Genomic DNA, 20,317 nt, shown 5'->3' with positions numbered 1-20,317 from the left:
TTAAGCGTCTACCAACTCCGGTTTTCTCCCTTTCCGTGGGGATATTTCGTGAATATCAGCTGTAAGAAACAGCAGATCATCAGCACATTAAATTCAATTCCATTGCTTCCGCCCCCCACTACATACCAGCCGTTTTGCCAGTGTACAAAATAAATTCCCAACACCATAATAAACAGGTTGCTCACGGAAACGACTTTAACAAAACGATCAGACCAGATTAAAAATACAGAGAAAAGATGAATGAGTTTCACTGCCCATGCCAGATAAAGCCCGAAAGGTTTGAAACCTATCGTATCCAGATAAAGACGTCCAAAATCATTCACATCGCCACTGAAAATAGAGACCACACTGTGCATGAGTAAGATAACCGACAATGCGGAACGGAGGTAAAAATTCTGTTTCATATCTCTAATGTATACAACCCGTAAACAGCATCATACTCCCAGCATATCAACACCTTACAAGGGTATATAAAAAAGTGAAACCGAAATAGTCTTCGATTTCACTTTCAGGAATTATATAGAGCCTGTTTAATTTTATACTCTTAATTTCTCTTATCTGAATAAAAAGAAGCTTATTCTTATTTTAAACATTAAGGATTTAAGAAACTTCCTATACATCAATTATTAAGAAATCAATAAATTGATTTTATTAAGGTCTTCAAGTGAAAATCCCTTAAAATCTTAACTTCGTAATGTTAAATAATGTTTTTCGAAAAATTTAAACAGGCTCTTAGTTTACCAACTTAATTATCTCGTTGTGTACCCACCATTGGCGAAAATGGTCTGCCCGGTGATCCACCATCCGTCCGTTACCAGAAATTCTACCAGCGGAGCAATGTCTTTAATATCCGTTAATCCTCCTAATGCAGAGGCAGATTTATGATAGGCTACTGCATCGTCCGTTTCCTGTCCGTAAAAGAAAGGCGTATCCATAGGGCCGGGCGCAACTGCCGTTACGGAAATCCCTCTTCCTCCGAATTCTTTGGAAGCTGCTCTTGTGAAGTGCTCTACCGGAGCTTTTGCCCCTGCATAGGTAGAATATAAACCGGTGTAAGCCGCAAGCAGTGAAGTAACGATTGTACAGATTTTGCCATTGTCATTCAGTTTTTTACCGGCTTCCTGAAGAAAGAAATAAGCTGATTTTGAATTGACATTGAACATGGTGTCATATTCTTCTTCTGTGGTTTCTCCGAAAGGTTTCTTAAGCACCATCCCCACCGTATTGATCGCAATATCAATTCCTCCGAATTTTGCTATGGCTTCATCAAAGAACTTTGTGATATTGCCGACTGTAGTCAGGTCTCCCTGAAACAGGAATGCTTCTGCTCCCAATGCCTGAACTTCGGCCAGGGTTTTCTCGCTGGCCTCTCTTGAGCTTTCGCTGTTGTAATGAATAGCCAGTTTTGCTCCTTTGGCAGCAAAATCCCTGCTCAGCAATCCGCCTAAATTTTTGCCTCCTCCGGCAATTAATACGACTTTTCCTTTAACATCTTGTGTTGACATATTGAATACTTTTTTGAATTATTATGAAACAAAGATGGAAAATAACGGTCATTTCATCATGGTGAATTTTTCGGAAAGTTGTAATGAATTCCGAACTTCTTACTTATATTTTCAAAAAATTGCAGTTCAGTTTAAAATTTAAATGTTTTTTCTGCAGGTTTAAAAAATAATATATCACATTAAACACCAATAGAATACATACTTCAAAGGCCTTTAAATTCTATCTTTTTTCAATAAAAGTCTAAAATAAGTGATTTTTAGGCACAGCATTTGCAGCTGGATCAACCATATTATACACCACTTCATTTTTATAATATATTTTTTTTTATCATCCTCAGAATACTGAGGATTTTTTTATTTTAAAATACCATATATTGAAATAAAATACTTACAATTTCTATGAACCAAAAATAATTTTTTGATAATCAATGGTTTAAAATAGATTTATTCAGTTAATTGTCGTATATTTGTGTATTAATTAATAGGCTGCTGCCTTTGCCCTCTGTTATAGTTTAGAAAATCACTCTTTTCAGTCCCCGCTTTTTCAGACGCCTCGTTTTTTAAAAAAAGACTTTTTTACCCCTGAACGTCACCGGCGTTTGGTTCCAAAGATAGAATAGACGGACAACTGCAGACTTTACAGGTACAGGCAGATCAGATAAACAAATATTATAATTTAAAATTAAATACTACAATTATTTATGGCAGACTCTTTTTCTAAAAAAGAAAATTTCAAGAAAAAAATTCAAAAGCAAAAAGAAAAGGCGCTAAGACGCGAAGATCGTAAAACGAATAACAACAAAGGAGCAGAAGACGTTTTCATGTATGTGGACGAATTCGGAAGATTGACTCCTACCCCTCCTGAAGAAAGAGAAAGACAGGAAGTAAACATTGATGATATCCAGCTTGGTGCTGCACCTATCGTTGAGGAAGACATCAGAAAGTCAGGAATCATCACTTTTCACAGTGAAAAGGGATACGGGTTCATTACAGAAGACAATACCAAGGAAAATATTTTCTTCCATAACAACAGCTGTGCGCAGCCGGTGAAGAAAGGAAATAAAGTTTCTTTCGAGAAGGAAAAATCTCCAAAAGGATTCTCTGCTGTTAACATCCAGATAATCAAATAATAACAGGTCTGCATTTTCAATGCAGACGGTAAAATAATAAAAGAAAGTCGTCCTTCGGGGCGGCTTTTGTTATTTAAAAAAATAAGATTTGCTTGGGCGAATGTAATACCAGATTGAGTTTGAATCTATCTAAACATTTCTTCCAGCACCTTATACCGGTAATTGAAAATATGCTCCAGTTTCTTTTTTACAAAAAGCGTATGGGCTATTTCACCCAAAAATCCCAGGGGAAGCTCATAATCTACGGTATCTTTCATGAGTACTCCTTTTTCATTGGGAATAAACTCGTGATGATGGTGCCATAGCTTATAAGGTCCCTTTTTCTGGAAGTCGATAAAGCTTTTCTGAAAATCTACCTTTATAATTTCGGTCTGCCATTTCATTTTAATTCCAAACAGTGGTGAGACGTAATAATCAATCAGCATTCCTTCATAAATTTCATCATTCTCCATTTCGGTCAATACAATAAAGTTCATGTCTTTTGGAGTGATTTCGGAAAGATTGCCGGCTCCGGAAAAGAATTTCCACGCTGTTTCCACTGTACAATTGAGCTGCTGTTCCCGAAAAAGTCTGTGCTTCATTATTTTTGATTTTAGGGACGATAAGATGCTTTAAATAGCAATTAAAAATTTCTGATGTTCAAATATACTGATATCCATTTTCAAAACAGAATCAAGTAGGGTATTTTCATTTTTGCATTGCTTACAATTTAATTAACTCCAATTTTAAAAGAAAAAGCAATAAATCAATTCAACACTGATAATCAATAAGTTAACAACGAGTAATATCTATGTAACACTCCATTTTTACCGTAAAAAGGATAAATAAAATAAGTTTGCAGTGTATTTTACAAATAAATAATACATACTGATCTGCACTATAAAAACACAATTCTTTTTTAAGGAGTTTCTTAAAAAGATAAAAATATATCTCAGATAAATCTATAAGCAAATAATAGTCGTTGCCACTCAATAAACGTCATGATTATTATTGTCTTTTAATATTTTATCAGGATTATGAATAAAACACAAACAAAAGATAAAATAAACTTATCATATGAAAAACAATTTATTATTAATTGCAGTATGTCTTTCAGGCATTCTCAAGACCCAGGTGGGTATTGGTACTGTCAATCCTAATTCCAATGCTGCTTTAGAATTATCTTCTGCTTCAAAAGGCCTGTTATTACCTCGGCTCTCCCTTTCCGATACTGCTTCACCCATTCCTCTTGCCAGTCATGAAAAAGGTATCGTAGTCTATAATATATCAGCAATCAACGATGTAGCAGAAGGTATCTATATCAATGATGGCACCCGATGGTATAGACTGTATACCAACCAGCCCAATATAGGTGATGTATATTACAGTTTTGCAGCAGCTGATCATCAGGGATGGTATAAATTAGACGGAAGAAATTTAACTACTTTACCAGCCGGAGCACAAGCCAATGCATCAAAACTTGCTATTGTTTCTACACTCCCCAATGCTACAGACCGATATCTGAAACAAAGAGGAGCTGCTGCCCTATTATCAGCCGGAGGAGCACAGACTGTTACTTTGACGCAGGCCAATTTACCGAATCTTACCTATACAGGAACCACTACTGCAGCCGGAGAGCATACCCATCAATATACAGACCGGGGTACCGGAATCTTCGATCATAAAACAGGAACGGGACAACTTGCGAATACGACAGTTTTAACCGGACAGCTAACCAGTTCAAGCGGAGCACACACCCACACCGTTAACGTGCCATCAGGTGGTTCAGGTACTCCTATAACTATTGAGCCCAAGAATATAGCGGCCAATGCTTTTATTTATTTAGGGTATTAACTAAAAAAATTTACAATGAAAAATACTTTACCTTGTATATTACTGATACTGGGCATATCTGCCAAAATTTCAGGTCAGGTGGGAATAGGAACCAGCACTCCCAGTATCAATTCAGTTTTAGAGGTCTCTTCAACTAATAAAGGCGTATTGCTGATGAGGAATACTATGAGTACACTTATTTCTCCTGTGCCTTTATCTGCCCATGTCAAAGGAATGACTACTTATAACATTTCTAATGTAAATGATGTTTCGGAAGGGTTATATCAGAATGACGGAATCAGCTGGGCTCAGGTAGCTCATGATATTCCTTACGGAACCCTTTCAAACAGTTTTGCTGCGGCAGATAACAATGGGTGGTATCTGCTGAACGGAAGGGCTGTATCATCGCTTCCTGCCAATGCTCAGGCACGGGCGGTAAGCTTAGGGTTTACGCTCAATCTGCCCAGTGCAGATGACCGGTTTATAAAAACGAAAGATACGCCTGAAGCTTTAGCTTCTCCATCCGGAAGTTCCACAATTTCTTTAATACAGGCTAATCTCCCCAATGTTACTTTTACGGGTAGTGCAGCTTCTGCGGGAAGTCACGCACACACTTATTCTGACAGAGGAGCAGGTTCAACCACCAATAGTGGAAGTGGAAATCCCAACCCTGAAGCTGACAACACCTCCGGAACCTATACTACGCAAGCCAGTGGTGACCATACCCATACGGTTTCATTCAGTTCAGGGGGGAGTTCCCAGCTGATCAATATTAATCCAGGTTATCTGGTTACCAATGTTTTTATTTACCTAGGAAATTAATTATCATGAAAAGAATACACACAATAATCACGTTGGCTATTACCCTATTCACCGGTAATATTCTAAACGGGCAGGTAGGAATCAATACATCCGATCCTAACCAGCAGGCTCTCTTAGAATTATATTCTGCCAATAAAGGTTTTCTGCCCCCAAGGTTAGCTTTGGTAAGTATCACCAGCGCCGCTCCCCTTTCACAGCATGTAAAAGGGATGATGGTCTATAATATTACAAATAATGGAGCTTTATCAGAAGGGCTTTACATGAATAACGGAGCTGAATGGCTTCGTCTGTCTACGACTGATATTCCGGTAGGGCATGTAAAGTATGGTGTGCAAACCAGTGATCATAACGGATGGTACCTGCTCAATGGAAGAGCTGTTTCTTCTTTACCCTCTTCTGCCCGGTCTAATGCAATATCTCTCGGTTTTGCAACCAATATTCCCGACGCCAATAATAAATATTTAAAAGCAAAAACCGGAGCTGAAGTTTTGGGAGCATCAGGAGGGAATACCACTTTCAGTCTTGTACAGGCTAACTTACCTTCCATGACGTTTAACGGTACTGCGCTTACGGCCGGAAGCCATACCCATACCTATACAGACAGGGGAAATACCACTTATGATGCAGGAACAACCGGTGGAGTCAATAATCAGGCAGATAATACTTCCGGAACTTACAGCACAGGAGCAGCTGGCAGCCACACGCATACTTTTAGTGTAAGTACGGGAGGAACCAACACGCCGGTTTCCATAAACCCTAAAAATATTGCTCTGAATGTCTTTATCTATTTAGGGCAATAAGAAACATTTGAAGTTCGAAGAGGAGGGTTCCTGAAGTGCTAAGACATAACTTTAAAATAGTTTGATTAATTCATAAAACTGCTTCAGCTTCCCTCTTCCGGCTTCTTGCCATCTACAAATCATCCTTTTCATCTGCTATAAAACAGGCAATCCTTATTAATTCACTTTTCCGAAATACGATTCTAGAAACACACAAACGAAAAAAGATGAAAAGTACAGGAGCCGCATTTCTTGCGGCTTCTTAAGTTATTTACAGATACGGAATATTATTCATAAATCCACATTAACACAGGTTTTCCGGAATTTTGAAGCATCGGATCGATTTCTCTCATGGCATTATTGGAAACCGTAGGACAGCCCCATCCTTCCGGGGAACCGTTGGGAAAAACTTCTTCATCACTCATCTGATCCCATGAATGAAATACAATATATCTTTTCAGGGCATTGCTGTTGGTTTTTTCCAGGCCATGCATTAAGTATTTGACATTAATTCCCCAGTCGCTGTGACCTCTTCCTTCCAGTTTATATTTCCCTAATGATGACAAATGGCTACCGTCTTCATTACTGAATTGGGGATGATCCTTCGAACTGTCCAGACTCCATGGATTTGAGCCACAGCCGTGGCCGACCAGATATTTTCTGACAACCGATTTTGTTTTAAAATCCCAGACAAAAAATCTTTTGATCCCGGAGTGAATGCTCATATCGATCAGGATACAGAACTCTGTACTGAACTTTTTTGAAACACAGAACTGAAGAGCCTCTTCAGCTTTAGCTTTAATTTTCGATACATCAGGTTCAATTCTCTGTTCCTTTTTTGCAACAGAATCCGGGACCGGAGAACGTCTTTCCCTGGATTCCTGACTGCATGAACATATCAGCTGAACAGCCACCATTAAAACAATAATCCTCATCAAGATTACTTATAATGTCTGAAAATCCCGAAATCAGAGGCGGTCCATAGGGCAGCTCTCTGTCCTGCGGCTTTAAGCGCATCATTTGACCAGGTGTTGCAGGTATTCAGGAAACTGTATTTTCCTTTGGCATCATAAAACGCATCATTCACGTCGTAAACGGCATCAGTAGGAATCAGGATGAAATTTCCGTTCTGATCTCTGTCGAATTTAGCTTCAACAAATTTTACCAGCTTTTTATACTGCACTCTGCTGATCATAATCATTTTACAGTCTTCGCCTTCTTTCATTGCGGTGTAGTAGGTGCAATGCATGGCTGATTCGCTGAGCCAGAATGCGGCGTTAAAAGCAGTAGAAAACTTCAAATCAGCCCAGGTTGGCGTATCAAGATAAAATCCCTTGTCGCCCCAGCCAATTCCAATATAATTATAATCCGTTCGTTTTGATCTGGTATTGGAAAAAGGAACTTTTACGCTCCAGTCCTGAAGGTCGTTTTTTACCGGCATTACAATATCGGTATGCACACCATTGGTGTAAATATAGATAGGAATATCTTTGGGCTGCCCGTCATCTTCACCGGACACTTCTATCATGGGCAGAACTAGTGCCAGGATAACGTAAAGTGCAACAATTCCTATTAAAACTCCTAAAGTTTTCAGAATATAGATTAATATAATTTTCACATTCATGTTTTTAATAAAATTTAATCTTCAATTTCCCGTAAAAGTATTTGTTTTAATCGAAAAATTGATTAAATTTAGTTACGAAATATTCACAAATATGCGTAAAAATACAAAATCCCAAAAAAGATTTAAAGTAAGAGTAAAAACAGCTCCAAAAAGAATACAAAAAAAACGTTGATTTTCTGTGGGACTTTAGTCTCCTGAAAGTCAATTTTTCTTTTTAGGAAAGACTTTACAAAGAATCTTACTCTATCAGATCTTATCCTCCTTAAAGCTTGTTGCTTAAGGGATGGCTGATTATCCTCCTAAGTTTTGGAACCCAAAAATTCCAGATGAGGATTTGTCACCAAAAATCCGGACCAAAAATCTATTAAAAGCTGGGATTGTGAAGAGTGAAGAGGGGAACTGTCAATGAGTGAAGGGGAGTAATTGTGAATTTAAAAGCCTATATATTCTAATGAATCTGCCATTACAAATTGTTGTCTGAAGAACGTTCCAGAAATTCAATATTCCGCTTCAGCCCGGCAAATTTTGTTCTTTTTACCGGAGATTTTCTGAATATTTCAGAGAATATTTCCTGGGTAATTTCCTTCCACTCTCCTTTTTTAAAGTTTTTCAAAGCCTCGTTGGGTGCAAACTTAGTCTGGCGATTGGGTGCTGAAAACCTGTTCCATGGGCATACATCCTGACAGATATCACATCCGAACATCCAGTCTTCCATCCGGCCCTTGAAGTGGTCCGGAATTTCATTTTTCAGTTCTATTGTTGCATAGGAAATACAGCGGCTTCCATCAATGATCTTTTCGGAAACAATTGCATCTGTAGGGCAGGCATCAATACATTTCCGGCAGGTCCCGCAGTGGTCTGTGGTAGCATGGTCGGGAACCAGTTCCAGGTCACAGATAATCTCTGCCAGGAAATAAAATGAACCGTTCTGTTTGGTAATAAGGTTGGCATTTTTTCCTACCCAGCCTATTCCTGATTTTCTGGCCCAGCTTCTTTCCAGCACGGGTGCAGAATCTACAAACACCCGGAATCCGAACTCCCCTATTTCCTGCTGAAGCTCTGCTACCATTTCGCGGAGGATTTCTTTCACCACTTCATGATAATCCTCAGCATAAGCATATTTTGAGATTTTATAATTCTCCAGCGCTGAAATTTTTTCTTCAGGGAAATAGTTGTAGGATAGTGAAATAACAGATCTGGAACCTTCTACAAGAAGCCTCGGATCTAGTCTTTTGTCGAAATGATTCTCCATATACTTCATTTCGCCATGAAAATTATTTTTCAGCCATTTTTCCAGATTCGGCGCATCTTCTTCTAAAAATTCCGCTTTCGAGATCCCACAACTCTGAAATCCAAAACGATCAGCTTTGGACTTTATTAACTGGGTATGCTTTTCGGCACCGGAATTGAGAATTTTCACTTTGCAAAATTAAGATTAATTTATAGATTTGCAGCGGTTAAAAAATTCGTTACATAAATAAGCATTTAAGCCTGTTTATAAAAAACAAATACATGAATATGAAAAAATTAAGTCTGATAACCGGACTTCTCGCTGCAGGGATGTCATTTGCCCAAATTAAATTTGAAAAAGGGTATATCATCAATAATTCAGGTGAGAGAACAGAGGTTCTTATTAAAAACCTGGACTGGAAAAATAACCCTGTGGAATTTGACTATCGCTCAGAAGAAAAATCTGAAGTAAAGAAGGAAAGCATCCGAAATATCCAGGAGTTCGGGATTGATGGAGTGAGCAGATACGTAAGAAAAAAAGTAATGATTGACCGTTCTTCTGCCGATCTTAATGAAATGTCTGATACCAAAGCTCCGGATTTTAAGGAAGAAACCGTGTTTCTCAAATATATTGTAGATGGAAAAGCAGCTCTTTTGTATTATGATAACGGCCCAGTAAAAAGAGCTTTCTACACGCTGAATGGCTCTGAACCGGAACAGCTTATATACAAGCCATATTATATCTCTGAAGGCAAAATTGCTTACAACGAAGATTTTAAAAAACAGATCGCCGAGCATCTGAATTGTGGAATTGACGGCAAACTGCTTAGCCAGACAGAATACAAAGAAAAAAGTTTAACCCGCATTTTTGTATCGTACAATCAATGTTCCGGAGGTGAAATCGTAAAATATGATGAGGAAAAGAAGAAAAGAGATCTTTTCAACCTTACCATCAGACCAGGCATTAATTTCACATCCTTCACTAGATCTATTTCTTACGGTTATAAATCGGATGACATGGATTTTGGAAACAAAACTTCATTCCGGATAGGGCTGGAAGCTGAATTTGTATTGCCTTTCAATAAAAACAAATGGGCTATTTTTATTGAACCTACCTACCAGTCCTATAAAAGTGAAGCCGAGTATATTGAGAGTCCGGATACTTTCTTTGAGTACAGGACAAAAAGTACTATCGATTACCAGTCCATAGAAATCCCTTTTGGAGTAAGACATTATTTTTTCCTGAACAAGGATGCGAAAATTTTTGTCAACGCCGCGTATCTGGTAGATGTTAAAGTAAAATCAAACTTTACGCAAGGGCAATCTTCCTATGATCTGAAAGGAGGTAATAATCTTGTATTCGGAGCCGGTTTTAAGTATAACAACAGGTTCAGTGCTGAATTCAGATTCGGAACCGCCAGAACTCTTTTCCGAAATTATCGTAATATAAGTTCAGATTATAAAACGGCATCGGTAATTCTAGGCTATACTCTTTTCTAAAACTTTAAGATTTTTTTCACGAAAAAATTGCGTATTTTCGTTAATCTAAAAATTTAACAATTATGTCTTTAATAGAAGTTATACAATCTGGAAATTATGAATTAATTGACGTTCGCGAGCCGATGGAGCTTGAAATGGACGGAAATATAGATGGAGCCAAAAATATTCCTTTAGGTGAAGTGGAAGACAGAAAAGAAGAGATTTTAGCGATTGAAAAACCTGTGATTCTTTTCTGCAGAAGCGGAAACAGAAGCGGAAAAGCTCTGGAATATCTTAACGGACAAGGCTTAAAGGACGGCCATAACGGCGGAGGCTGGGCTGATCTGAAAGCTGTATTGGAAGCAAATCAAGGAACTTTTTAAAGTTCCTTTTTTTATCTCTATCCATTATGAACCTGAAAGAAAGATTTTCAGATCTCTGTCTGCCTTTTACAGGTGATCAGCAGCTCATCAGCAGACTATGGCGGGAAATTGAAACTCAATACTCTGAAAAAGGAAGATATTATCACAATCTTTTTCACCTGGAAAATATGTTTCAGGAACTGGAAGGGGTGAAAAACCTCATGGAAGATTTTGTAACGGTTTCTTTTTCCGTGTTTTATCATGATATTATTTATGATGCTTCTTCAAAGTCCAATGAAGAGAAAAGTGCATTATACGCTGCAAAAAGGCTTCAGAAACCAGGTTTGGATCCATCTGTAATCTCGAAAATATCAGCTCAGATTTTAGCAACCAAACAGCACCAGAAATCTGATGATAATGATACCAATTATCTTCTGGATGCCGATCTTTCTATTTTAGGAAAAGAATGGCCTTTATATTGGGAATACACCCGTAAGATCCGGAAGGAATACTTTATTTATCCTGATTTTCTCTACAAACCGGGAAGAAAAAAGGTTCTGAAACATTTTCTGGAACTTGAAAGTATTTTTAAGACAGATTATTTCAAAGAGAAATATGAATTTCAGGCAAAGGAAAATATTGCTGCTGAACTTAGCATGCTGTCCTAATACAAAAAGAAGATGCAGCAGAACTGCACCTCCTAAAAACATTCACTGATCAGCTTCATCAAACCACATTTCACTTTCTCTTATGAGTTCTCAAAAATAAGAATCATAGTACCATATATGATTGATTTTCGTTGTATTCTTTGTGTAAAATCCTGTCAGAATGCCAGTAAAGATAAATTTTATGAGCAGATGGAAAAAGGATTAAAAATATTATGTATTACAAATAATCACTTCCTGATTTTCTTAAAAGCTAAACAATTTAGAAATGTTCAACTGTAACCCGATTTATTAAGCGGAAGTGAATTCGAGCTAAAAAAGTCATCTGTGTACATAATGTGTACACATATGACTTTTTTAACGTAACTGATAAGGGAATCCCTCAATAACTAAAGGTATATTCTGATAAATTGGGATACTTTAGTGATCACCTGCTCCGGCACCTCTTTATGCGGTGTATGCCCTATTTCCGGGATGATATACTTTTCGGAGGGTCCGCTTACCTGGGAAACGGTCTTTTCAACCTGATCCAAAGTTCCGTACTCATCCGCATCCCCCTGAATGAAGAGCAACGGACACTGAATGTTTTTCAAAAGGGATTCAATGTTCCAGTTCCGGTAATCTGCGCGGGTCCAAGTTTCCGTCCAGGCTTTAAAAAGCATTTCCACTTTATCGCCGTGGTATTTCCGCAGACGTTCTGCCAGATTGGTGGTGTTATAAGCTTCCCGGGCATCATAGACACCTTTCAGGGTAACTTCTTCTACAAAAATATGTCCTGCTTCACAAACTACTGCTTCCACTCTTTCCGGATATTTTGAGGCAGTGATCAGAGCAATGGTCCCACCATCACTGTGTCCGAATAAAATAGCTTTGGGAATATCCAGTTCAATCAGCAGATCATTCAACAGATCAGCTTCCAGCTCCATATAATTGACAGGTCTTTCATAGGTCAGCATTGGACCGGATTTCCCGTAACCCAGCCTGTCATAGATTAAGATATTGCAGCCTGTAGCTTCAGATAATTTTTCAGGAAAATCCCTCCAAAGCTGGGTGCAGCCTAAAGAATCATGGAGAAAAACCAGAACCGGCCTATCTTCAAATGATTTATTGTATGTTATATAAATTTTATGGTCTCTTACTTCAATTATTCTTTCTTCCATTAATGATCTTCCTTTTATAATACCGGCATTATTGTTTCTTCAAACTCCTTAAGCAAATTATGGAAAACAGTTTCTACCGGAAGGATATCATTGATTAAAGCTGATACCTGCCCAATTTCGAGTTCTCCGTCTTCCATATCTCCTTCAAACATGCCACGCTTGGCTCTTGCCCGCCCCAGAGAGGCTATCAGAGCTTCTTTATTTCTTCCTGACTGGTAAATATCTTCCAGCTCTGTAAAGAATTTATTTTTAACCATCCTTACAGGGGCAAGTTCTTTTAAAGTAAGATGAGTATCTCCTTCATTAAGCTCCGTAATCTTCTTTTTCCAGTTTTCATGGGCACTTGCTTCCACAGTAGCTGCAAACCGGGAACCGATCTGAACGCCGTCAGCCCCTAAGATCATGGCTGCTTTCATCTGTGAACCCAGTGCAATTCCTCCGGCGGCAATCAGCGGTTTGGAGATATGCTTTCTTACATTCGGGATCAGGCAGAAGGTGGTGGTCTCATCTCTTCCGTTGTGCCCACCGGCTTCAAAACCTTCAGCTACTACTGCATCTACACCCGCTTCTTCACATTTCACAGCAAATTTGGTGGATGAAACTACGTGGGCTACTTTTATTCCTTCTTTTTGAAGGGTTTCCGTATAGGTTTTAGGGTTCCCGGCAGAGGTAAAAACAATCTTTATACCTTCTTCCAGGATAATCTGGATGATCTCTTCCAGGTTAGGATACAACATCGGAACATTCACCCCAAAAGGTTTATCTGTGGCCTGCTTACATTTCTGAATGTTCTCCCTCAGAATATCGGGATACATACTTCCTGCACCTATCAGACCCAGCCCTCCGCAGTTGGACACCGCTGAAGCCAGTCTCCATCCTGAATGCCAGATCATTCCGGCCTGGATAATGGGATACTGTATGTTAAAAAGTTCTGTAATTCTATTTTGACCAGCCTGTGCTTCCTGAAGCTTTTTGGCTGAACTGAAATCTATAAAATTGCTCATGCGTAAAAATAATAAAAACCGTGGTTTCTTCAGGAAATATCTTGATTTTTTAAGCACAAAAAAACCTCCAGAAGTTCTGAAGGTTTAGTATTTATTTTTTGATCGATTCTTTCTTCCAGTTGGCTTTGAAATTACAGGTATCGTAACGTCCGTCAATGGATATAAAGGTGGTTGGCAGTTTGGAATTGACAAATTTCTCAATCATTTCATTACGCTTTTTATTAAGCGCCATCTGCTTGATCCTGTTGTAATCTGTCTCCAGTGTGATCTGGTGGGCAGGAATCACATCTTCCTGCTTGATGATCTTTACCACTTTTCTCTTATTGTCTTCATCTTCGAAAGCAGCCGTGATATCCCCTTTGTTCAAACCTGCCAGCTCATAGCTGATAGACCCGGGAATACTTTCTCTTTCAATTTTATCGGAACCATCTGCTCCGGTAATAATTCCTCCGTTGAATTTTGTTTTCTTATCGTCGGAAAATTTAAAAGCCGCATCTTTAAATGTCATTTTCCCGGCAAGGACAAGACCTTTGATACTGTCTAATTTTGCTTTTGCCGTTTTAATTTCATCCTCTGTAGGAGTAGCTTTCAACAGGATATGTCTTGCATCATATACTTTCCCTGATTTTTTGATCAGCTGTATGATATGGTATCCGAATTCAGATTCAACAGGTTCTGAAATTTCGTTTTCCTGAAGGTTCAGAGCTGCAGCCTCAAATGGTTTTACCATCTGTCCTTTATAGATGTTCTTGTACAATCCTCCGTTGGCAGCGGATCCTTCATCCTCGGAATAAATTCTGGCCTGGCTTTCGAAAGTTTCCCCTCCTGCAATATCCTGCTTGATTTTCTTCAGCCTTTTGATAAGATCTTCCTTGTGTGCTTCTGTAAGCTTAGGATACATCATGATCTGGGCTAAAGAAATTTCGTCCTTCACTTCAGGAAGCTGCGATTTGTACATATTATAGAAGTCGGTCACCTCGTTTGGCGTTACATCTGCCTTTTCAGTGATACGCTGATACTTTGCCTGCCCGTAATATTGGTCAATATCAATTTTCTCAATCGCGTTTTTCATTTCAAATGAATTTCTGAACTTATACGCGGTAAGCATTGTTTTTTCGTCCGGGAACTGGGAAAGCAGCTGACGGTATTTTGCATTCGCCTGCTCTTTAATTGCAGCAGAACGGTTTTCAATAAGTGTATCTTTTTTAGCTTCGTATACAAGAAGTTTGTTACTGATCAGGTTTTCAAGGAAGTCGCATTTATCAGTCTGGGAAGCTCCCTGTTGTTTGGCATAGTTCATCTGCTCATTCACATCAGATTCCAGAACAATTTCATCCCCGATAACAGCAGCAATACCATCCACCAATTCTCCCGGTTTTAACTGAGCATTCATGTTTGAAGAAAATATCATCATGAAAATCCCAAGAAGAAAAGTGATTTTTAGTTTATTTGTCATTTTACTATTTTAAACAAGTTGCAAATTTAGAATTCTTAACGAATTACTCTAAATTTTTTATTATAAATATTTCTTAAAAAGACTTATTTATTGCAGTTCAACATCGAATGTTGTTAATTCTTTAAATTGTCTTAATCTGCTGAACATATCAGATTCATTCACCTCTTCAATTCTTTCTGTTCCGAATTTTTCAACGGTGAAAGAAGCCATGGCAGAACCTACGATTAAAGCGGATTTCATCGTGTCGAAATCAAACTTCCCTTTTTTAGCAAGATAAGCGGCAAAACCTCCTGCAAAAGTGTCTCCGGCACCGGTTGGGTCGAAAACGTCCTCCAACGGAAGCGCAGGGATCGCAAATACTTTATTATCGTGGAAAAGTAAAGCACCGTGCTCTCCTTTTTTGATGATTACATAATCAGGACCCATGGTATGGATCTTTTTAGCTGCTTTTACCAGAGAATATTCTCCTGAAAGCTGTCTTGCCTCCTCATCATTGATGGTGATCACATCTGTTTTAGCGATCATATCCATTAAGGTATCAAGAGCACAATCCATCCAGAAATTCATGGTATCAAGGATCACCAGTTTCGGACGGTTATTCATTTTTTCCAGTACGGACAGCTGAACACCCGGGTGAAGATTTCCGAGAAGAAGAATTTCTGCATCCTGCATAGAATCAGGAATTTTAGGATCAAAATTCTCTAAAACGTTTACTTCTGTAGCCAAAGTATCTCTGGTATTCAGATCATTGTGGTATTTTCCGGACCAGAAGAAGGTTTTTCCTTCTTTTATGATCTCGATTCCTTCAATATTTATATTCCTGTTTGAGAACATATCAAGATGTTCCTGCGGGAAATCTCCTCCTACCACAGAAACAATTCCGGATTTAACGCCCAAAATAGAAGAAGTAATCCCAATATAAGTGGCTGCTCCTCCTAAAATTTTATCAGTTTTACCAAACGGCGTTTCAATTGCATCAAATGCAACGCTTCCTACAACTAAAAGTTTCATATATTTTTCAATGTATTTTAAAGTCTATTATTTTTTCCATTCAAAAGTGTCCAGCAGGTGTTTCATATCATTTTTGATATAGTTCACCGCCGGGGCCAGAGAATCCGGTTTCGGTCTTGTGTTAAAGTATAAATAAGCAGTCACAAAGTGTTTTGTACTGTCTGTGATGTAAAATTGAAGATTGGAAGCACTCTGCCCCTTCAGTTCATAGAAATTACCATAGACTTTTTTGTCGGGGTATTCAAATGATTTGGTATCTATGGAGCTTGCTTTGATGGTGTGTTCGTACACCATTTTTTCCGTTTCTTTGATGTGAGCTGCAAAATCATTCTGTATCGGATAGTAAGTCACGAACAGTTTTGCTTTCATTTTCGGGTAATTGATGTAGTACCAGCACGGCTTTTTGGCATCTGATATCCTTGCAAAATCCGAATATTCAAAAGTGTAGGCACAGTTGTTTTCAAATTTCTGATATCTCGGTTCCGGGTATTCGAGACGCAGCTCACCGGAAGGCTTGGGAACGTGATCTTTTCCACACGAAATTAAAAGCAGTGATACAAAAATAAAAATGACGTTTTTAATCATTTTGCAAAAGTACAAATTAGATTTTAGATTTTGGGAGACAAATTTCAGTCTTTCAGAGAGTTTTGAATGTAGTTTTCCAGAGGCTTGGGAAAAGATTTTTCATGGGAACCTTCAACATCTGTAATGATATGCTGATTCTGTGTGACAAAGCGGTTCCAGATCTCTTCTGAAGCCACCTCAACGTTTGCTATCTCAATGGTGAGATTCTTGTGGGTAAGCTTATGGGTAACCGTTTTTATATTCTTAATGAAAGGTTCCAGCTCAGAAGAAATTTCCTGGGGAAACTCAAATAGTTTTTTCCAGATGAAGTCGTCTTTTCTCTGGCGGATCAAAAACTGCCCGTTTCTGTGCACGAAAAAATATTTCATAGCCAGGTCTTCGGTTTTTACTTTTTTAGTTTTTACCGGATAATCTGATGTTCTTTCCATGGAAAAAGCAAGGCAGTCATCATTCACAGGACATTCGCCGCAGAGAGGGTTTTTAGGCTTACAGATCTCGGAACCCAGATCCATCATAGCCTGATTGAAATCGCCCACATTGTCAGGCATGATCAGTGAAGCAAGCTGAGAGAAATAAGAAAAAGCCCTTGAGTTTGAAATATCAAAATCATCCGCAAAAATACGGCTTAAAACCCGGTAAAAATTTCCGTCTACGGCAGGTATTTTTCCATCGAAACAGATGCTTGAAACTGCTGCTGCGGTATATTTTCCTACTCCTTTTAACTTTAAAATTTCTTCATATTCATGAGGAAAGCTTCCCTGATAATCATTCATAATCTGCTTTGAAGCTGTATGAATATTGATCGCTCTTGAATAATATCCCAGGCCTTTCCAATATAGTAAAACTTCATTTTCATCAGCTTCGGCCAGGGTTTTCACATCGGGAAATCTTTTAATGAAGTTGTTATAGTGATTCAGTCCCTGGCTGATCCTTGTCTGCTGAAAAACAATTTCACAGATCCAGATCTTGTAAGGGTCTTTTGTCTGTCTGAAAGGCAGATCTCTTGCATTTTTTCCGTACCAGCCAAGCAGTTTATTTCCGATGTGAAGGAAACCTGAGCTTTTATTTTCTCTTTTCAAAAACCTTTGTTTAAAATCATTTGAAGGGACTTCCACTCAGTATTGTATTGAATGCTTCGACTCTGCTCAGCATGACAGAACAAACCAGTTGTCTTATCTGAGAATGACTGTAAACTGTCATGCTGAGCGGAGTTGAAAGCATCTTTACATTCTATTGACTCACAAAATGTAACTGACGCAATCCCCGTCCTGCAAAGATAAAACTATTTATCCTTTTTCACTGAATATACCGGAGCTGCTTTCAGCCATTCATATTTAAGGTTTCTTTCTGCGGCAATAAAGCGGTAACCTTCCAGCTTTTTCAGGTAGAGATACATGGAATCGGTTTTAAGTTTAAGCCTTTGATGGGAAAGGAACATAAAAGGGTATTCTGCCACGGAATCTCTTACCGTTTTCAGTACTTTTCCGGATCTTACTTTATATAGAAAGAATGTTTTTCCTCTTCCTTTTGAACTGTCTGCAAGCTTTACATTGGAACTCGCAATGACGAGCTCACTGCCGTCAAAACATTCTTCTTCATTCATAATATAGGCTTTTCCTTCCTGGCGTTCATCTTTAAAAAGGTCTACCGAATAGTGATCCGGTGCCTGGTATTTTTTTTCACATGCAGATAATGCCATTAGCAGTAGCAGTGGCAGGAAAAAGACGGGGCTTTTTTTGATCACATTAATTTTCATATGAATCGGAAGTAAAAAACCGATGTAAAAATGCATCGGTTTTTATTATTAAAAGTTGGTTTATTATTATTCCTGAGTATATTGTGCATCCCATTCGTTGCCATCATCTCCTTTGTGTCCGTCCAGTTTGATCACGAAACTTTTTGTAGGGAAATAAGGGGTCATACGGATGTCAAGCCATACTCTGTCTTTGTTTACTTTGTCCTGCTCGAAACGAACAATTTTGAACTTTTCAATCAGTTTATCCGGTCCTTTGATATTGTCAAGGAAGGTTACGATCTGTCTTCTCAGATCATCTTCGTTCTTGGCATTCCAGTTCTCGAAGGCTCTTCTGTTCAGGAAGTCAAGTAAAACTTTAGTTACATAGTCGAATACACGTACTACAGAATAGGTCTGAAGACCGATGTTATCCCCTGTAAATAATGTTTTGGCAGAGAATGCCATGATCTTTCCATATTCGTTCACCATAGGAACAAGACCCATTTTTTCCAACTGAGAAATTTCGCTTTTCTTCAGTTCGAATTTTACGGCGTCTACTTCATTGATATTACCGTGTTTTTTACCGGCTGCTACCTGAGACATCAGGGTTTTGTGGATTTTTCCGGCCAATGAAGTGGAAGGCGGAAGTTCTACGTTCTCTTCTTCACCTACTTCTTCAGCTCTTCCTCTACCTACCAGCCAGTTACACGTCATAATCACATTACTTCTGTGAAGCTCGCCTCCGGTAAGGTTGGCGGAGTGGAATAAATCCACCACATCATCCGGCTTATCAAGGTTGGCGAAATCGGTAACCATCATTACTTTATTCTCGTTACAGATTTTGGCCCATTTTTCAATGACTTTATTTGATCCTAAATAGCCTGGAATGGCCAGAATTGAATAGTTATCCCTAAGGTCAAGACGGTCATAATAATTCTTGAATTCTTCGGAAATAGCATCAATAAATAAAGGATTATCCAAATCTGAAACCTGTTCAAGACTTGCATTAACGATGCTTACGTTATCCACTTTATCCAATTCTGTATTTTTATAGAACTGGGCTACGGTTCTGTAGTTGGTTTCCAACATACGAACTGAATCAAGTGCATTTTTCAAATTGGTTTTCAGATTCTGATCGGCTGCCTGTGCTTTATTTTTACAGGTATCCGCCATTTTATCTGCAGATTCGTTTCCTTCCAGAAGACTTACCCAAAGGCTTATTTTCTGGAGAAGCTCTTTTCTTTCTTCGGATTTATTATTATCATTCAGGAAAATTTCTTTCCTTGCTTTTCTGGTTGGGTTCATATTGGCGATACCGTCTACAACGGATTCCACAAAGCCAAACCCTCCTAATTTATTGAGCTCGGCAAGCGGGTTGCCTTTCGGCTGCCCTGAGTGTTGCTGTTGCTGACCCTGCTGTTGGCTTTCCTGTGCCTGTAATTTGCTATCCATGATTTGATTTAGTGTAAATAATTATTTTTCAAGTTCTTGTGCCACATCTTTCAGTACTTCAATGAAGGCAGCTCTGGTCTGCTCATTCTCCAGCATATTACGCAGAATTTTATTGGTTTTCAGCTGACGTACGATTTTATTGTACTGTTCCTGCTCCATGCTAAGCTGCTGCAAATAGTCTGATTTCTGAGTAAGATTTTTTGGGGTGAAGTCTGCAAGATTCTGAAAACGGAATTCCTCTTCCACAATACCTCCGTCTTCCGTTTCGTGCTGTACCGCTACAGAAGGCTGGAAATGCCTGAAAACATCATCCACTGTTTTTAGTCCTGTTACGATTTCAGGGGTATAAGATTCGTCCGTAGTAAGCTGGCTTACTATCAGTGATTTGTTTTCCTGTATTTCCTGAATAGCTTCATTAGCGTCTACTTTTACCTCGTTTCCGCCAACACCATAATTAAACATTGCCATATTATTATTATTTTGAGATTTCTGATTCTGGTTTGGAT

The 20,317-nt window shown here is 38.6% G+C and carries 22 protein-coding genes; 7 read left to right on the top strand and 15 right to left on the bottom strand.

The features are described 5' to 3' along the window. Positions 1-8: 8 nt before the first annotated feature. Together B7E04_RS09560 and B7E04_RS09555 are read right to left on the bottom strand one after the other, a co-directional pair. Positions 9-404: a DoxX family protein gene (locus tag B7E04_RS09560; protein ID WP_080778439.1), complete on the bottom strand. Its 396-nt coding sequence runs from the start codon at positions 402-404 to the stop codon at positions 9-11. A gap of 345 nt (positions 405-749) precedes the next feature. Beyond that, on the bottom strand, positions 750-1,505 hold the full coding sequence (locus tag B7E04_RS09555; RefSeq protein WP_080778438.1) for an SDR family oxidoreductase: 756 nt from the start codon (positions 1,503-1,505) through the stop codon (positions 750-752). Positions 1,506-2,206: 701 nt separating this feature from the next. Between B7E04_RS09555 and B7E04_RS09550 the strand changes: the two genes are divergently transcribed. Then, positions 2,207-2,635 carry a cold shock domain-containing protein gene (locus B7E04_RS09550; protein WP_062653608.1) on the top strand — a complete coding sequence of 143 codons (429 nt, stop codon included), beginning with the start codon at positions 2,207-2,209 and terminating at the stop codon, positions 2,633-2,635. A 125-nt stretch (positions 2,636-2,760) separates the two neighbouring features. Here the strand turns inward: B7E04_RS09550 and B7E04_RS09545 are convergent, their stop codons facing one another. Then, entirely contained in the window at positions 2,761-3,216 is a 456-nt protein-coding gene (locus B7E04_RS09545) for an SRPBCC family protein (RefSeq protein WP_080778437.1), read from the bottom strand. A gap of 475 nt (positions 3,217-3,691) precedes the next feature. Between B7E04_RS09545 and B7E04_RS09540 the strand changes: the two genes are divergently transcribed. The 3 genes from B7E04_RS09540 to B7E04_RS09530 are packed head-to-tail and all read left to right on the top strand — an operon-like array spanning position 3,692 to position 6,069. Then, entirely contained in the window at positions 3,692-4,468 is a 777-nt protein-coding gene (locus tag B7E04_RS09540) for a hypothetical protein (RefSeq protein ID WP_080778436.1), read from the top strand. 15 nt (positions 4,469-4,483) lie between these two features. Beyond that, positions 4,484-5,269 carry a hypothetical protein gene (locus B7E04_RS09535; protein ID WP_080778435.1) on the top strand — a complete coding sequence of 262 codons (786 nt, stop codon included), beginning with the start codon at positions 4,484-4,486 and terminating at the stop codon, positions 5,267-5,269. A gap of 5 nt (positions 5,270-5,274) precedes the next feature. Beyond that, complete coding sequence (locus tag B7E04_RS09530) at positions 5,275-6,069, top strand: hypothetical protein (protein WP_080778434.1); 795 nt, start codon at positions 5,275-5,277, stop codon at positions 6,067-6,069. Positions 6,070-6,335: 266 nt separating this feature from the next. Here the strand turns inward: B7E04_RS09530 and B7E04_RS09525 are convergent, their stop codons facing one another. The 3 genes from B7E04_RS09525 to queG form a co-directional block, all read right to left on the bottom strand. Then, complete coding sequence (locus B7E04_RS09525) at positions 6,336-6,983, bottom strand: murein L,D-transpeptidase catalytic domain-containing protein (RefSeq protein ID WP_080778433.1); 648 nt, start codon at positions 6,981-6,983, stop codon at positions 6,336-6,338. A 5-nt stretch (positions 6,984-6,988) separates the two neighbouring features. Then, a complete protein-coding gene (locus B7E04_RS09520) occupies positions 6,989-7,672 on the bottom strand; it encodes a TIGR02117 family protein (RefSeq protein ID WP_165439428.1) in 684 nt (227 codons plus the stop codon). Between the two features lie 463 nt (positions 7,673-8,135). After that, positions 8,136-9,086 carry a tRNA epoxyqueuosine(34) reductase QueG gene (gene queG / locus B7E04_RS09515; protein ID WP_080780636.1) on the bottom strand — a complete coding sequence of 317 codons (951 nt, stop codon included), beginning with the start codon at positions 9,084-9,086 and terminating at the stop codon, positions 8,136-8,138. Positions 9,087-9,190: 104 nt separating this feature from the next. Here queG and B7E04_RS09510 point away from each other — a divergent pair, with 104 nt between their 5' ends. From B7E04_RS09510 to B7E04_RS09500, 3 genes are all read left to right on the top strand, one after another. Next, a complete protein-coding gene (locus tag B7E04_RS09510; RefSeq protein WP_165439427.1) occupies positions 9,191-10,402 on the top strand; it encodes a porin family protein in 1,212 nt (403 codons plus the stop codon). A 62-nt stretch (positions 10,403-10,464) separates the two neighbouring features. Further along, on the top strand, positions 10,465-10,764 hold the full coding sequence (locus tag B7E04_RS09505; protein ID WP_080778431.1) for a rhodanese-like domain-containing protein: 300 nt from the start codon (positions 10,465-10,467) through the stop codon (positions 10,762-10,764). 26 nt (positions 10,765-10,790) lie between these two features. Next, complete coding sequence (locus tag B7E04_RS09500) at positions 10,791-11,411, top strand: HD domain-containing protein (protein ID WP_080778430.1); 621 nt, start codon at positions 10,791-10,793, stop codon at positions 11,409-11,411. A gap of 386 nt (positions 11,412-11,797) precedes the next feature. On the opposite strand, the gene B7E04_RS09495 is transcribed toward B7E04_RS09500, so the two are convergent. The 9 genes from B7E04_RS09495 to B7E04_RS09455 form a co-directional block, all read right to left on the bottom strand. Next, the gene (locus B7E04_RS09495) at positions 11,798-12,568 is read right to left on the bottom strand and encodes an alpha/beta fold hydrolase (protein WP_080778429.1); all 771 of its coding nucleotides are present in this window, start codon (positions 12,566-12,568) and stop codon (positions 11,798-11,800) included. Positions 12,569-12,582: 14 nt separating this feature from the next. Further along, positions 12,583-13,572, bottom strand: coding sequence for an NAD(P)H-dependent flavin oxidoreductase (locus B7E04_RS09490; protein WP_080778428.1), 990 nt, complete (start codon positions 13,570-13,572; stop codon positions 12,583-12,585). Between the two features lie 91 nt (positions 13,573-13,663). Further along, positions 13,664-15,028, bottom strand: coding sequence for a peptidylprolyl isomerase (locus B7E04_RS09485; RefSeq protein WP_080778427.1), 1,365 nt, complete (start codon positions 15,026-15,028; stop codon positions 13,664-13,666). An 87-nt stretch (positions 15,029-15,115) separates the two neighbouring features. Beyond that, entirely contained in the window at positions 15,116-16,039 is a 924-nt protein-coding gene (locus B7E04_RS09480; protein WP_080778426.1) for a PfkB family carbohydrate kinase, read from the bottom strand. 27 nt (positions 16,040-16,066) lie between these two features. Then, entirely contained in the window at positions 16,067-16,624 is a 558-nt protein-coding gene (gene gldD / locus B7E04_RS09475) for a gliding motility lipoprotein GldD (protein WP_080778425.1), read from the bottom strand. Between the two features lie 44 nt (positions 16,625-16,668). Continuing rightward, positions 16,669-17,703: an A/G-specific adenine glycosylase gene (gene mutY, locus B7E04_RS09470; protein WP_080778424.1), complete on the bottom strand. Its 1,035-nt coding sequence runs from the start codon at positions 17,701-17,703 to the stop codon at positions 16,669-16,671. Positions 17,704-17,906: 203 nt separating this feature from the next. Further along, positions 17,907-18,380 carry a hypothetical protein gene (locus tag B7E04_RS09465; protein WP_228439879.1) on the bottom strand — a complete coding sequence of 158 codons (474 nt, stop codon included), beginning with the start codon at positions 18,378-18,380 and terminating at the stop codon, positions 17,907-17,909. Positions 18,381-18,446: 66 nt separating this feature from the next. After that, a complete protein-coding gene (locus B7E04_RS09460; RefSeq protein WP_080778422.1) occupies positions 18,447-19,811 on the bottom strand; it encodes a DUF5458 family protein in 1,365 nt (454 codons plus the stop codon). A 21-nt stretch (positions 19,812-19,832) separates the two neighbouring features. Beyond that, on the bottom strand, positions 19,833-20,279 hold the full coding sequence (locus tag B7E04_RS09455) for a type VI secretion system contractile sheath small subunit (RefSeq protein WP_062653802.1): 447 nt from the start codon (positions 20,277-20,279) through the stop codon (positions 19,833-19,835). Between the last annotated feature and the right edge of the window lie 38 nt (positions 20,280-20,317).

Origin of the sequence: Chryseobacterium phocaeense (genome assembly GCF_900169075.1) — a bacterium.
Lineage (GTDB): Bacteria > Bacteroidota > Bacteroidia > Flavobacteriales > Weeksellaceae > Chryseobacterium > Chryseobacterium phocaeense.
The sequence above is the reverse complement of the archived record's forward strand: the minus strand, read 5'-3'. Positions and strand labels throughout refer to the sequence as shown.